General features: G+C 63.8%; 12 protein-coding genes. 8 read left to right on the top strand and 4 right to left on the bottom strand.

Features of this window, described 5'->3' with window-relative positions:
• The first annotated feature begins 151 nt into the window (after window positions 1-151).
• The 6 genes from HV796_RS15160 to HV796_RS15135 all read left to right on the top strand — a co-directional run bounded on the left by HV796_RS15160 (window position 152) and on the right by HV796_RS15135 (window position 9,744).
• The gene (locus tag HV796_RS15160; protein WP_175227318.1) at window positions 152-1,012 is read left to right on the top strand and encodes an alpha/beta hydrolase; all 861 of its coding nucleotides are present in this window, start codon (window positions 152-154) and stop codon (window positions 1,010-1,012) included.
• 55 nt (window positions 1,013-1,067) lie between these two features.
• Window positions 1,068-2,294 (top strand): efflux RND transporter periplasmic adaptor subunit, encoded by a 1,227-nt coding sequence (locus tag HV796_RS15155; RefSeq protein ID WP_175227317.1) that lies wholly within the window; start codon window positions 1,068-1,070, stop codon window positions 2,292-2,294.
• A gap of 55 nt (window positions 2,295-2,349) precedes the next feature.
• The gene (locus HV796_RS15150; protein ID WP_175227316.1) at window positions 2,350-5,535 is read left to right on the top strand and encodes an efflux RND transporter permease subunit; all 3,186 of its coding nucleotides are present in this window, start codon (window positions 2,350-2,352) and stop codon (window positions 5,533-5,535) included.
• A gap of 10 nt (window positions 5,536-5,545) precedes the next feature.
• Window positions 5,546-7,075, top strand: coding sequence for an efflux transporter outer membrane subunit (locus HV796_RS15145; protein ID WP_175227315.1), 1,530 nt, complete (start codon window positions 5,546-5,548; stop codon window positions 7,073-7,075).
• An 86-nt stretch (window positions 7,076-7,161) separates the two neighbouring features.
• Window positions 7,162-8,355 (top strand): acyl-CoA dehydrogenase family protein, encoded by a 1,194-nt coding sequence (locus tag HV796_RS15140; protein ID WP_175227314.1) that lies wholly within the window; start codon window positions 7,162-7,164, stop codon window positions 8,353-8,355.
• A gap of 63 nt (window positions 8,356-8,418) precedes the next feature.
• Window positions 8,419-9,744 (top strand): Nramp family divalent metal transporter, encoded by a 1,326-nt coding sequence (locus tag HV796_RS15135; protein WP_175227313.1) that lies wholly within the window; start codon window positions 8,419-8,421, stop codon window positions 9,742-9,744.
• Between the two features lie 76 nt (window positions 9,745-9,820).
• Here the strand turns inward: HV796_RS15135 and flhC are convergent, their stop codons facing one another.
• The 3 genes from flhC to HV796_RS15120 all read right to left on the bottom strand — a co-directional run bounded on the left by flhC (window position 9,821) and on the right by HV796_RS15120 (window position 12,245).
• Window positions 9,821-10,435: a flagellar transcriptional regulator FlhC gene (gene flhC, locus HV796_RS15130; protein WP_175227312.1), complete on the bottom strand. Its 615-nt coding sequence runs from the start codon at window positions 10,433-10,435 to the stop codon at window positions 9,821-9,823.
• A gap of 13 nt (window positions 10,436-10,448) precedes the next feature.
• Complete coding sequence (gene flhD, locus HV796_RS15125) at window positions 10,449-10,769, bottom strand: flagellar transcriptional regulator FlhD (RefSeq protein ID WP_134190201.1); 321 nt, start codon at window positions 10,767-10,769, stop codon at window positions 10,449-10,451.
• Between the two features lie 606 nt (window positions 10,770-11,375).
• The gene (locus HV796_RS15120; RefSeq protein ID WP_446687025.1) at window positions 11,376-12,245 is read right to left on the bottom strand and encodes a helix-turn-helix domain-containing protein; all 870 of its coding nucleotides are present in this window, start codon (window positions 12,243-12,245) and stop codon (window positions 11,376-11,378) included.
• Window positions 12,246-12,644: 399 nt separating this feature from the next.
• On the opposite strand from HV796_RS15120, the gene HV796_RS15115 reads away from it, so the two are divergent.
• Both HV796_RS15115 and HV796_RS44150 read left to right on the top strand, forming a co-directional pair.
• Window positions 12,645-13,013: a nuclear transport factor 2 family protein gene (locus HV796_RS15115; RefSeq protein ID WP_175227310.1), complete on the top strand. Its 369-nt coding sequence runs from the start codon at window positions 12,645-12,647 to the stop codon at window positions 13,011-13,013.
• Between the two features lie 36 nt (window positions 13,014-13,049).
• Window positions 13,050-13,412: a hypothetical protein gene (locus tag HV796_RS44150; RefSeq protein ID WP_246355874.1), complete on the top strand. Its 363-nt coding sequence runs from the start codon at window positions 13,050-13,052 to the stop codon at window positions 13,410-13,412.
• Here the strand turns inward: HV796_RS44150 and HV796_RS15105 are convergent.
• The gene (locus HV796_RS15105; RefSeq protein ID WP_175227309.1) at window positions 13,376-14,314 is read right to left on the bottom strand and encodes a LysR family transcriptional regulator; all 939 of its coding nucleotides are present in this window, start codon (window positions 14,312-14,314) and stop codon (window positions 13,376-13,378) included. The two genes, HV796_RS44150 and HV796_RS15105, sit on opposite strands and share 37 nt — an antisense overlap.
• Window positions 14,315-14,377 lie beyond the last annotated feature (63 nt).

The following is a 14,377-nucleotide window of genomic DNA, read 5'->3' as shown; positions in this document are numbered from 1 at the left end:
GGAAGCGGCGAAGCAGGCCTCACTGCGAACAACGGGATTTATTGTTCAGGCGCACCGAATTGTGTTGCCGGATTATAGGCATTTATTTGGAAGTTTGCAGAACGCACAATTCGCCCCGTCTGATTAATTTCGCGCATTGTCGCCGTTCAATATGGATTCATTCCACTCGCGTCACTCGCTGGTTCCTCCGGGCAGCGGCCCGGCAGGCGGTCATGCGTCGCTCGACGTCAGCGACGTGCGGATTGACGGGTACGCGCAGGACATCACGTTGCGGCTCTACCGGCGTACCGGCAAGTCCGGCCTGCCGATCCTGCTGTATTTCCACGGCGGCGGCTTCGTACGCGGATCGATCGAAGAGGCGGAGTTTGCGTCGCGCTACTTTGCTGAACACTTGCCGGCGCTCGTGGTGTCCGTCGGCTATTCGCTGGCACCGCAATATCCGTTTCCGGCCGCGCCGGAAGACGCGCATCGCGCCGTGCTGTGGGTGAAGACCCGGGCGCGCGCGTTTGGTGCGGACACGAAACGGATCGGCGTCGCGGGGTACGACGCGGGCGGCCAACTGGCGAATTGTCTCGCGTTCATCACGCGCGACCGCGGCGACGTGCGCATTCTCGCGCAGGCGCTGTTCGGGCCAATGCTCGACCCGAGCCTGACGCGGCTCGGCGACGAACGCACGCTCGGCTCGGACATCACCGCAAGCGAATGCGCGGCGTGCTACCGCGCGTACCTGCCGCAAGCGGCGCAGCGCATGCATCCGTATGCGGCGCCGCTTGAGGCGGTGCGGCTCGCGAACCTGCCCGACACGCTGATCGCAACCGCGGGCAACGACGTGCTGCACGTCGAAGCCGAGAAATACGCCGGCAATCTGATTGCCGCCGGCGTGCTGACCCAGGTAGTGCGCTTTCCGAATCTGTCACACGCGGCGCTGGCGGATCATCCGGCCGCGCTGCAGGAAGCGGTGCGGTTTTTCCGCTGCCGCTTCGATGCACGAGATGCACGCGACGCGCGTTGATACGCGCACGCCCAAAAAAACAAACCAACTTGAAACAATCAAACGGGAGTCCGTCATGTCATTGCTTCATCTCAAGCGTTCCAGGCTGGCGCTCGCCGCCGCCGCGGTTGTTGTTATCGCCGGACTCGGCACGCTCGGCGCGATGCGCGTCGATGCGCGTTCCGAGTCCGCGGCGGCGCCCGCTCCGCTGACCGAAGTCGACGTTGCCGCCGTCGTGCAGAAAACGATTACAGACTGGCAGTCGTATTCCGGCCGTCTCGAGGCGATCGATAAGGTCGACATTCGTCCGCAGGTGCCGGGTACGATCGTCGCGGTTAACTTCAAGGACGGCGCACTCGTGAAGAAAGGCGATGTGCTGTTTGTGATCGACCCGCGTCCGTACCAGGCGGAAGTCGATCGCGCGGCCGCGCAAGTGGCCGCCGCGCAGGCGCAGCGCCTCTACGCGCAGACCGATTGGGAACGCGCGCAGCGGCTGATCGGCGACAACGCGATCGCAAAACGTGACTACGAGGAGAAGCAGAATGCCGCGCGCTCGGCCGATGCCAACGTGAAGGCCGCGCAAGCGGCGCTGGAAGCCGCGCAGATCAACCTCGGCTATACGAAGGTGAGCGCGCCGGTGTCGGGCCGCGTGTCGCGCGCCGAAATCACGCTCGGCAATGTGGTGAGCGCGGGTGCGGGCGCGCCGGCACTGACCACACTGGTATCGGTCTCGCCAATCTATGCGTCGTTCGATGCGGACGAGCAGACCTACCTGCAATACATCAGCCAGGTGAAGAACAGCGGCAAGGTGCCGGTCGAACTGGGCCTCGCGAACGAAACGGGTTACTCGCGTTCGGGTGTGATCGATTCGGTCGACAACCGTCTCGATACGTCGTCGGGCACGATCCGCGTGCGCGCGCGCTTCGACAACGCTGATGGCACGCTGGTGCCGGGTCTGTACGCACGCGTCAAGGTAGGCGGCAGTACCCCGCATCCGGCGCTGCTGATCGACGATGCCGCGGTCGGCACCGACCAGGACAAGAAATACGTGCTGGTGGTCGACAAGAACAATCACGTGGTCTATCGCGAAGTGCAGCTCGGTCATCTGCAAGGCAACCTGCGTGTTGTCACGGGCGGCCTGCAGAACGGCGAGCGGATCGTCGTGAACGGCACGCAGCGCGTGCGTCCGGGCGAACAGGTGAAGGCGCACATGGTGCCGATGACGGGCGGCGATGGCAACCCGGACGATTCGTCGGTGGCGCAAGGTCAGCCTGCACGCACGAACGCGCAAAACAATTCGTGATGCTCGCGCGGCGCACCCCAGCGGTGCGCATCCGCCTCAATAAACAGAGCCTCCCATGAACATATCCAAGTTTTTTATCGACCGGCCCATTTTTGCGGGTGTGCTGTCGGTCCTGATTCTGCTGGCAGGCGTGATCGCGCTGTTTCAGTTGCCGATCTCCGAGTACCCGGAAGTCGTGCCGCCTTCGGTGGTCGTGAAGGCGCAGTATCCCGGCGCGAATCCGAAGGTGATCGCCGAGGCCGTTGCGTCGCCGCTCGAAGAGCAGATCAACGGCGTCGAGAACATGCTGTACATGCAGTCGCAGGCCAATAGCGACGGCAACCTGACGCTGACGGTGACGTTCGCGCTTGGCACCAACCCGGACCTCGCGACGCAGCTCGTGCAGAACCGCGTGAATCAGGCCTTGCCGCGTTTGCCGGAAGACGTGCAGCGTCTGGGCGTGACGACCATCAAGAGTTCGCCGACGCTGACGATGGTGGTGCACCTGATCTCGCCGAACGACCGTTACGACATGACGTATCTGCGCAACTACGCGTTGCTGAACGTGCGCGACCGGCTGCAGCGGATTCGCGGCGTCGGTGAAGTGCAGTTGTGGGGCGCGGGTGACTACGCAATGCGCGTGTGGCTCGATCCGACCAAGGTCGCGCAACGCAATCTGACCGCAACGGAAGTGGTCAACGCGATTCGCGAGCAGAACATTCAGGTCGCGGCCGGCGTGATCGGCGCATCGCCCTCGGTGCCGGGCACGCAGCTGCAACTGCTTGTGAACGCGCGCGGGCGCCTGAAGACCGAGAGCGAGTTCGGCGATATCGTCGTGAAGACCGCGCCCGATGGAGCTGTCACGTACCTGCACGATATCGCGCGGGTCGAGCTCGCGGCGTCGGAATATGGGCTGCGCTCGCTGCTCGACAACAAGCCGGCGGTTGCGCTCGCCATCAACCAGTCGCCGGGTGCGAATTCGCTGCAGATCTCCGATGAAGTGCGCAAGACGATGAAGGAACTCGCCGCCGATATGCCGGCAGGCGTGCAGTACAAGATCGTCTACGACCCGACGCAGTTCGTGCGTTCGAGTATCGAAGCCGTCATTCACACGCTGCTCGAAGCGATCGCGCTGGTGGTGATCGTCGTGATCGTGTTCCTGCAAACGTGGCGTGCGTCGATCATTCCGCTGATCGCGGTGCCGGTGTCGATCATCGGTACGTTCTCGCTGCTGCTCGCGTTCGGCTTCTCGATCAACGCGCTATCGCTGTTCGGCATGGTGCTCGCGATCGGTATCGTGGTCGACGATGCGATCGTGGTGGTGGAAAACGTCGAGCGGAACATCGAACGCGGGTTGACCGCGCGCGAAGCCACCTATAAGGCGATGCAGGAAGTGAGCGGGCCGATTATCGCGATCGCGCTCACGCTGGTCGCGGTGTTCGTGCCGCTTGCGTTCATGACCGGCCTGACCGGCCAGTTCTACAAGCAGTTCGCGATGACTATCGCGATTTCGACGGTGATCTCCGCGTTCAACTCGCTAACGTTGTCGCCGGCGCTGTCGGCGATGCTGCTGCGCGGCCACGACGAGAAGGAAGACTGGCTCACGCGTGCGATGAACCGGGTGTTCGGCGGTTTCTTCCGGGGCTTCAACAAGGTGTTTCATCGCGGTTCCGAGGCGTACGGCAAGGGCGTGACGGGCGTGCTGCGTCACAAGGGCCTGATGCTCGTCGTCTATGCGGTATTGCTCGCGCTGACGGCGGTCGTCTATCGCGCTGTGCCAGGTGGCTTCGTGCCCGCGCAGGACAAGGAATACCTGATCGCGTTTGCGCAGCTGCCGAACGGTGCATCGCTTGACCGCACCGAGAAGGTGATTCGCGATATGAGCGCGATCGCGCTGAAGCAGCCGGGGGTCGAGAGTGCGGTCGCGTTCCCGGGGCTGTCGGTGAATGGCTTCACGAATAGCTCGAGCGCGGGCATCGTGTTCGTGACGCTCAAGCCGTTCAGCGAGCGCAAGGGCAAGGCACTGGCCGCCGGCACGATCGCGGGCGCGCTGAACCAGCAGTACAGCACGATCAAGGACTCGTTTGTCGCCGTGTTCCCGCCGCCGCCGGTGCTGGGTCTCGGCACGCTCGGCGGCTTCAAGATGCAGCTGGAAGATCACGGTTCGGTCGGCTATGCGGCGCTGAATGACGCGGCCGAGGCGTTTGTGAAGAAAGCCGCGCAAACGCCGGAACTCGGCCCGACGTTCTCGAGCTATCAGATCAACGTGCCGCAATTGAACGTCGATCTGGACCGGGTGAAGGCGAAGCAGCTCGGGGTCGCGGTGACCGATGTGTTCAACACGATGCAGATCTATCTGGGCTCGCTGTACGTGAACGACTTCAACCGCTTCGGCCGGGTGTATCAGGTGCGGGTGCAGGCGGATGCGCCGTTTCGCGCGAACGCCGAGGACATCGGCCAGTTGAAGACGCGCAATGCGAACGGCGACATGGTGCCGCTGTCGTCGCTCGTCAGGGTGACACCGACCTTCGGGCCGGAGATGGTGGTCCGCTACAACGGCTACACGGCGGCGGACATCAACGGCGGCCCGGCGCCGGGCTATTCGTCGGGTGAGGCGCAGGCGGCGGCTGAACGCGTCGCGGCGCAGGTGTTGCCGCGCGGCGTGAAGCTCGAATGGACCGACCTCACGTATCAGCAGATTCTCGTGGGTAATGCGGGGCTATGGGTGTTCCCGATCAGCGTGCTGCTCGTGTTCCTCGTGCTCGCGGCGCTGTACGAAAGCCTGACGCTGCCGCTCGCGGTGATCCTGATCGTGCCGATGAGCGTGCTGTCCGCGTTGACCGGTGTGTGGCTCACGCAGGGCGACAACAACATCTTTACGCAGATCGGTCTGATGGTGCTGGTGGGCCTCGCGTCGAAGAACGCGATTCTGATTGTCGAGTTCGCGCGCGAGCTGGAACACGACGGACGCACGCCGCTCGCGGCGGCAATCGAAGCCAGCCGCTTGCGTTTGCGGCCGATTCTGATGACGTCGATCGCGTTCATCATGGGGGTGGTGCCGCTCGTCCTGTCGTCCGGCGCGGGTTCGGAGATGCGCCATGCGATGGGTATCGCTGTGTTCTTCGGGATGCTCGGCGTGACGCTGTTCGGCCTGATGCTGACACCGGTGTTCTATGTGGTGCTGCGTCTGATGGCGGGCGGCAAGATTCACGTTGCACAGAAAGATGCGCCGCATCTGGTTGCACAAACAACCGATGCATAAGGACGGGAATATGGAAAAAGACCAAACGATGCGCGGCCTGGGCCGCGCGGCAGCCAGCGCACTGCTGCTGATGCTGCTTGCGGCGTGCTCGGTCGAGCCGACCTACAAGCGGCCGGACGCGCCGACGCCGACTGCATTCAAGGAAGCCCCGGCGCTCGACGCGAAGGACGCCGGAACGTGGAAAACCGCCGAGCCGGCCGACGCCGCGCATCGCGGCGAGTGGTGGAAGATTTTCGGCGACCCGGCGCTCGATACCCTCGAACAGCAGGCGGCCGACGCGAACCAGGATCTGAAGGCGGCCGCGGCGCGCGTGCAGCAGTCGCGCGCACTGGTGCAGAACGCGCGCTCCGACTGGTATCCGACGATCGACGCGGGCTTCGGCCCGACGCGTCAGCGCCTGTCGCCGGCGTCGCAATTCCTGCCGCCGAATGCGAACGTGCCGGCGCAAACCTTGTGGCGCGCGCAGGCGACCGCGTCGTATGAGGTGGATCTGTTCGGGCGCATCAGCTCGAATGTTCACGCGACGCAGGCCGACGCGCAGCAAAGCGAGGCGCTGTTCCGCTCGGTACAGCTTGCGCTGCAGGCCGACGTCGCGCAGAACTTCTTTCAGCTGCGCGAGTTCGATACGCAAGTCGACCTGTTCCGTCAGACCGTCGCGTTGCGTGAGGATTCGCTGAAACTGGTCCAGCAACGCTTTGACGAAGGGGAAATCAGCGAGCTCGATCTGTCGCGCGCAAAAAACGAACTCGCGAGCGCGCGAGCGGACGCGGTCGGCGTTGCGCGTCAGCGTGCGATCTCCGAGCATAGCCTCGCCATTTTGCTTGGCAAGGCGCCGGCCGATTTCTCGTTCCCCGCGACGCCGCTCGTGCCGGTGACCGTGCGCGTACCGGCGGGCTTGCCGTCCGCGCTGCTCGAGCGCCGCCCGGACATTGCGGCGGCTGAACGCGCGATGGCCGCGGCGAATGCGCGCGTCGGTCTGGCGAAGTCCGCGTATTTCCCGCAGCTCGACATCACGGCCGCGGGCGGTTTCGAGGCGGGGACGCTGGCCGATCTGTTCCACTGGTCGAGCCGCGCGTTCCTGCTCGGGCCGTTTGCCGGCACCGCGCTGACCATGCCGCTGTTCGACGGCGGACGCCGCCGCGCTGGTGTAAATCAGGCTCGTGCGAAGTACGACGAAGATGTCGCGCAGTATCGCCAGCAGGTGCTGCAGGCATTCCGCGAAGTCGAAGACAATCTGTCGGACCTGCGTCTGCTCGACGATCAGATCCAGCAGGAAAACGAAGCGGTGAATGCGTCGCAACGGTCCTCGCATCTGTCGGCCACGCAGTATAAGGAAGGGCAGATTGCATATCTCGATGTGATCGATGCGGAGCGGCAGGTATTGCAGACGCAACTGCAGGCCAGCCAGCTCACGGCCGTGCAGGCAGTCGCGACCGTCAATCTGATTCGTGCGCTCGGCGGCGGTTGGGGCGATCTGAAGGCTGACGATGCGACAGCGGTCGGCATGAGCGACGCACAGCAGCAGGTGGCGAAGCAGTAGTTTCGGCGCGATCGGGCGCCGCTGTCTCCGCAGGTATCCCGCGATCCGGCTAGACTGTCGGCTCGACGGATACCGCTGGAGACAGCATGAACGACTCACAAGGCCGCGCGCTCGACCCTCATGACGCGCATCCGCCCGTGCATGATTTGCCCGCGCTTATCGAGGCACTGCGCGCAACCGCCGCGCAGCGCGATCGCGCCGGCGGCCACGCGGCGCGCGAAAAACAATGGATCGCTGACGCAGGCCTGCTGACCCTTGCGGTGCCGCGCGAATTCGGCGGCGCCGGCGCACGCTGGCGCGACATCTACGAGACCATTCGTGCGATCGCGAGCGTCGACAGCGCACTTGCGCATCTGCTTGGTTTTCAATGTCTGCAGGTGGTGAGCGTCGACGTCTGGGGCACGGACGAGCAGCGCTCCCGCTATCTGGGCGGCACCGTTGAAAACCGCTGGTGGTGGGGCAATGCGGTGAATCCGCTCGATACGCGTCTGGTTGCGACCGCAACGACCGATGGCGGTTACCGCCTCGACGGCGCGAAGGGCTTCTGTTCCGGCACGCGCGGCTCGCAGATGATGACCGTGTCCGCGCACGATACGGCGGCGGGCAAACCGGTGTTCGGCGTGGTGCCGACCACGCGCGCGGGCATCACGGTCCACGATGACTGGGACCCGATCGGCCAGCGCCAGACGGATAGCGGTAGCGTGTCGTTCGACCATGTGCGCCTCGAGCCGCACGAAGTGCTGCAGCGCTCGGAGGCGCCGCGCGCGACTCTGCGCACGCTCGTTTCGCAACTGGTGCTGACCAATCTGTTCGTCGGTATTGCCGCCGGTGCGCTGGATGAGGCGCGCCGCTATCTGATGCAGCACGGACGCCCGTGGATTACCGCCGGCGTGGCGCGCGCCGCCGACGATCCCTACCAGGTGCAGCGCTTCGGCGAGATGCGCCTGAAGGCGATCGGCGCCGAAGCGATGGCCGACCGCGCGGCCCGTGTACTCGACGACGCGTGGCAGCAGGGCTTCGAGCTCGATGCGCAAGCGCGCGCGCATGTCGCGCTCGCCACTTCCGAAGCGAAGGTGTTCGCACATCGTGCCGCGCTCGACGTGAGCGAAGCGCTGTTCGACGCATGCGGCGCCCGCGCGACCGGCGCACCGCTGGCGCTGGACCGCTTCTGGCGCAACGCGCGCGTGCATACGCTGCACGACCCGCTCGACTACCGCATTCGCGACATCGGGCGTTACGCGCTCGAAGGGACATTGCCGGACGTTTCTTTGTACACTTGAGGGAGTCGGCGGCGCACGGCCTCGTAGTGCGGCTCGGCTTCAATCAACTCGAGGGTCTCCGGCTTGCAGTTCAAACTACCGACAACGGCGACAGCGCCGTTTTGCCCGGCGGAAGTCCAGGGCTCCGTTGCCGTCACGCCCGGCGCGCCGTTCTGGAAACGGATACTGCAGTTTGCGGGTCCCGGCCTGCTGGTATCGATCGGCTACATGGACCCCGGCAACTGGGCGACCGATATCGAAGCCGGCTCGCGTTACGGCTATAGCCTGCTGTTCGTGGTCGTGCTGTCCAGCCTCGCGGCGATGGTGCTGCAGTGCCTGAGCATGCGACTTGGCATCGCAACCGGCAAAGATCTCGCCCAACTGTCGCGGGACCGCTATTCGCCACGCGTCGTGCGCGGCCAGTGGGTGCTCGCTGAACTCTCGATCGTTGCATGCGACCTCGCCGAAGTGCTCGGCGGCGCGCTCGCGTTTCATCTGCTGTTCAAAATATCGCTGACCTCCGGCGTGCTGCTTACCGCGCTCGATACGCTGATCGTGTTGGGTCTGCAGGGCAAGAAGTTTCGCGATCTCGAGGCGATCATCCTCGGGCTTATCGCGACGATAGGCATCGGCTATGTCATCGAGCTCATTCTGGTGAAGCCGGTCTGGTCGGAAGTGGCGCATGGCCTCGTGCCATCGCTGCAAGTGGTCAGCGGCCGTGAGCCGCTGTATCTCGCGATCGGCATTCTCGGCGCGACGGTGATGCCGCACAACCTGTATCTGCATTCGTCTGTCGTGCAAACCCGCGCGGTCAAGCGCAATTCGCGGGGTATCGGCTCGGCGATCTCGATGTCGCGGATCGACACGATCGCGTCGCTGCTGATCGCGCTGCTGATCAACGCGGCCATCCTGATTCTCGCCGCCGCCGCGTTTCATGCGACGGGCCACGACCAGGTGACCGACATCGAGAACGCGTACAAGCTGCTTGCGCCGATCGTCGGCACGGGTTTCGCGGCCATTCTGTTCGCGGTGGCGCTGCTCGCGTCCGGGCAAAGCTCCACATTCACCGGCACGGTCGCAGGCCAGGTGATCATGGAAGGCTTTCTCAACCTCAATATCCCATGCTGGCAGCGCCGGCTGATCACGCGCGCGCTCGCGCTGATCCCCGCGTTGATCGGCATCCAGATGTTGGGTAATGGCGCGGTGGGTGAGTTGCTGGTCGCAAGCCAGGTCGTACTGAGCCTGCAATTGCCGTTTGCGCTGTACCCGCTGATCCGGATGACGGACGATCGTGCGCTGATGGGCGAGTTCGCGAACCGCCTGCCGACACGACTCCTCGCGTGGGCGCTGTTTGTCGTGATCAGTGCCGCGAACGTGTGGCTCGTGTTTCAGACGGTGGGGTGGGTATAAAGGCGAGGCAACTGACGCGAGGAAACCGGCTCGGTGCAACCGGTGCGCCGCAGCGCACCGGCAACAGGGGGATCGGTCAGGCGGCGACCAGAGCGATAGCGGTGTCCAGCTCGATTTCGATTTCGGTAACCGGCTCGGCAACCTGCGGCACTTGCGGTTCGACCTTCGCGGCGGCTGCCTTCTTCGTTTTGCCCGCGCGCGATGGCGGCTGGCAGGCGCCGCACACGACGTTATGCTGCAGGTCATGCTTGTGCGCGACAAACTTGCCACTGCAGCGGCAGCAGCGCGTCAGTTGCAGAATGCTCGCGTCGAAGAAACGCACGAGCGTCCAGGCACGCGTCAGATCCAGCACCGGTTCGCTTTGCGCGTGCCGGCAATGCTCGAGATAGAGCCGGTAGCCCTTCGTCAGCGCGTCGAGGTGCGAGCAGCGCGCCTCGTTCTTCAGAAACAGGTAGGTGTTATAGAACAGCGACGCGTGGATGTTCGCGAGCCACGTCATGTACCAGTCGGCTGAGAACGGCAGCATGCCTTTCGGCGGCGACGCGCCCTTCACCTCGCGGTACAGCCGGATCATGCGGTCGCGGGACAGCGTCAGTTCGCTTTCCAGTACCTGCATGCGCGCGCCGAGTTCGATCAGCGCGATCGCGCGAAACACTTCCTGCGCGTCTTCGGTCAAGCTTCGCTTGAGCATGACAGTTCCTCGGTTAGGCGAACTGCTCTGCAGGCTGGCCGGCAAGCAGAATCGCCGCGTGCGTCGAAGCGACTTCCGCATGCTTCGCCGTTTGCGTCAACGCCGACAGCATCGTGTGATCGTTGAAGCGGAAAAAGCATAAAAGCTGGTCGGAAGAGGCCAGCTTGACGATCTGCGCGAGAGACAGACCGGCAAGCAAGTCGGCCAATTCCGACGACAGACCCAGCCGGAACATGCCGACTGGCTTGTCCTCGCGCAACATGCGTTGCGCAAGCATGATGTACGACAGGTTGATCTCGCGGATTGAATCCAGCGTCTCGCTGCTACGGTCCATTTTTTCGTTTCCCGAAGCCCCGATTGTTTGCCGGCCTTGAAGAGCCGTTATGGTCTTGTTGCGTCGCCGGAAACGTTTGCTCCGGTCGCGCCCATCGCTCTGAAACAACTGGCGACTCTTTGATACAGCTGGTTACATTTCGTAACAGCCCGGAGCGAATTGTATGAAGTCGTTTTGCGAAAAGCAATCTCTTTCTCAAAAAAATGTCTCAAAAAGCCGACGTAATTCCGGTAAGTTTTTCACAATGGCGTAATAGTCATTCGCCAATCAATAACAGCCCTGGCAAAGTTCGCTGAAAGCGTTGTCGCACAAGGATCGAGGAAAATTTTGCAGGTGTGGGCGAAGACATCTCGTGAGATGCGGCGGTACAAATTCTTTTAAGAAAGGGAAAAGCAAGGGATTGCGTTTCGCGGTAAAAACTGCGCGCATTCCGGAGCTTGCGTGAAAGGCCCATTTGTAACGACTATGCGCTTTGGATGTAACAGGTGCACGGGCATTTGTAACCGGTCAGCGCGCCGCGCCGCCACCTGGTCAAAACAGGGATGGATTCTCATCAAAAGATGTAACTGAGCAGCCTTCCCCGGCGGCGGGGCGCTACGGGCCGAGCTAGGCCTGAGCGCCGTCAGCGCCCGCCATGGCTTGGGTTGCGGCGAGCCGGCGCAAGGTGTCGGCGGTCTGCTGATCGGCCGGGAAGAACGCTTCGATTGCAAGTTCGGACAGCGTCACGTCGACCGGTGTGCCAAACACGGTGGTCGTGCTGTAGAAGGACAGCGCACCGTGCGGTGTAGAGAGCCGCAGCGGCACGGCAATCTGGTTGAGCGGCGTGCTGTCGTCGGGCGCGGCGCCAGGCGCGCCGGCGGGCGCCGGGTAGCGGGCCAGCTCCTCGTGCAGGGCCGCCAGCGTGGCGTCGCCGCTCACTTCTATTTGACGCTGCAGCCGCGCGAGCAGGTGCGCACGCCACGTATGCCAGTTGAGGATCGACGACGCGAGGCCGTCGGGATGCAGACTCAAGCGCAGCGCATTGACGGGAGGCTCGAGCAACGCCGGCTGCGCGGGCGCAATGAGTGGCGCGAGCGCGCGGTTCGCCGCGACGATCGTCCAGTGCCGGTCGACGGCGACGGCCGGATAGGGTTCGTGTCCCTTCAACACGCGATCGACCGCTTCGCGCGCGGCGTCCAGTTGCGGGTCGGACAGCGGCCGTTCGCGAAAGAGCGGCGCGTAGCCGGCCGCGACCAGCAGCGCATTGCGCGCCCGCAACGGCACGTCGAGCCGCTCGGCCAGATGCATGATCATTTCGCGGCTCGGCGTTGCGCGGCCCGATTCAACAAAGCTCAAATGGCGCGTCGAGATCTCCGCTTCGGAGGCGAGCAGCAACTGGCTCATCCGGCGGCGTTGCCGCCATTCGCGCAGCAGGTCGCCGACCGGGCGGCTCATCGGTGCGGCGCGCTCGCCAGCGGAGGTCGTGTACGTGTCCATGTCGCCGATGATAGCCAATGCACGCGAGGAATCCATTACCTCAGAGGTAATCTCGGATGCGAAATCGGGCTTCGCCCGCCAGCGCCATGACTCCAATCGCGAAGACCGAATCGCCTCGGGTTCGTTGAGCTTTCGCCGCGTGGTTGCCTCGTCGCGTTGCGCGGCGGTCGGAATACATCCGTTCGTACGGGTGTTTAGTACGCGTAGGCTGTTTCGATCTGCCGTCCTTATGCAGTGCGAGGGGTTTGTCGAACCCGCGCCGCTTCGCGGTGCGAACCCATTACCTCGCACGTAATCGACTTTCGGCTGCGCATCGCAGAACCTTCAGTCAGAGCTTGCCGCGACTCGACACCCGCGTGCAGGGCTCGACCGAATCCCATTCCACTGAAGGAGTCTGTGATGACCGCGCATACCGCTTTGATCGACCGCTATTTCGACATCTGGAACGAAACCGACTCGCGCCGCCGCCAGGTGCTCATTGAAAAGACGTGGGCAAGCGATGCGACCTACGTCGACCCGCTGCTATCGGCACAGGCGCATGACGGTATCGACGCGATGATCCGTGCGGTGCATGAGCGTTTTCCACACCACACGTTTCGCCGTACGACGGCCGTCGACGGGTTCGCGGACCGCCTGCGATTTTCGTGGGAACTGTCGACCCCCGACGGTGTTTCGATCGTCAAGGGTTCCGACTTCGGTCAGGTCGATGCAGACGGACGTCTGCGGGCGGTGACCGGTTTTCTCGACGAAGCGCCGGGCGTGGCCTGATCGCAGACCCACCATAACTGACAAGGAGAACTTGAAATGCATGAGCCCGCTACCGCGCCGTCCGCCGCAAAATTCGCGCGCGCGCTTGGCGTCGTCGATGCGTTGTCCGGTGCGATCGCGGGTTTTGCGCTATTCGCCGGAACGCGTGCCTTCACGTTCCTCGCCTTGGTCGCACTGCGCGAACCGGTGCTCGGCGGGGTCGGGCTCGTGCTGCTGGCGCTGGTCGGCTGGGTCAGATGGTTTTGCCGGCATGTGGTGATGGAGCGGCCGGCGATCCGGGGGCCAAGCAACCGCTGGCCGGCGAGCCACCACGACGGGCTGGACCCGCAATCCGATCCGGACGCGCCAGCATTGGCGTCGGACTACGCGGCCACATCCGATACCTCGTCGGTGGCGTAGCCGGACGGCGAGTCGCCCATTATTTCGAGCGCGAATTCCGCAAAGGCCATGACCTTCGGCGACAACTGCCGCACCGCCGGGTACAGAAGGTGAATGCTGCGCCGTGGCGTGCTGTAGTCCTGAAGAACCCGTTCGAGCCGACCCGCCCGCATATATTTGTCAGCGGCGTAGTCATGCACGTAGACAATGCCCGCGTCGGCGAGCGCCGCGTCAATCAGCGCATCGCAATGATCGAGCACCTGCCCCGCGTGTTCCCCCGCGCGTATCGCCCATTCATGGTTGCCGGACGCGAAGCACCAGTCGCGATAACGCCGGGTGCTTGCTGAAATCTGTGCAATGCAGTGGTGCTCGGTCAGATCGTCAGGCGAGTGGGGGCGTCCGTACTCCTTCAGGTACGCGGGGCTTGCACATGCGATCCAGTGCGCCGAGCCGAGTTCGCGCGCCATCAGCCTGTTCGAAGGAAGATCCCCGATGCGAATCGCGATATCGAAGCCCTCTTCGATGATGTCCTGGATCGCATCCGAGAAGCTCGCCTCGACGACGACTTCCGGGTAACGTCGCTGAAACTCGCCGAGCGCCGGCACGAATATCGACCGGCCGAATGCGATCGGTGCGGCGACTCTCAGGCGGCCTGACGGCGTCTGCGCGGACTGCAGCAGCGCGGCCTCGGCGTTGCGCAGCTCGGTGAGGATTTCGCGGCAGCGTTCGAAGAACACGGCACCCTCCGCGGTGAGCCCGACACTTCGGGTCGAGCGGTGCAGCAGCACGACGCCGGTTTGCGATTCGAGCCGCGTCACGGCTTTGCTGACGCCGGACGCAGTCAAGCCCATCTGCTTGGCGGCCGTGGTGAAACTTCTGAATTCGGCGGCGCGCACGAACGCCTCTACGGCGGAAAGATCCATCTTATCCTCGATAGTCGAAGGAGCCGGAGCGAACATGCTAAGCATGACGATCAATTGATCAGT

Source organism: Paraburkholderia humisilvae (assembly GCF_902859855.1).
GTDB lineage: Bacteria > Pseudomonadota > Gammaproteobacteria > Burkholderiales > Burkholderiaceae > Paraburkholderia > Paraburkholderia humisilvae.
This window is presented reverse-complemented; position numbering and strand designations above follow the sequence as displayed.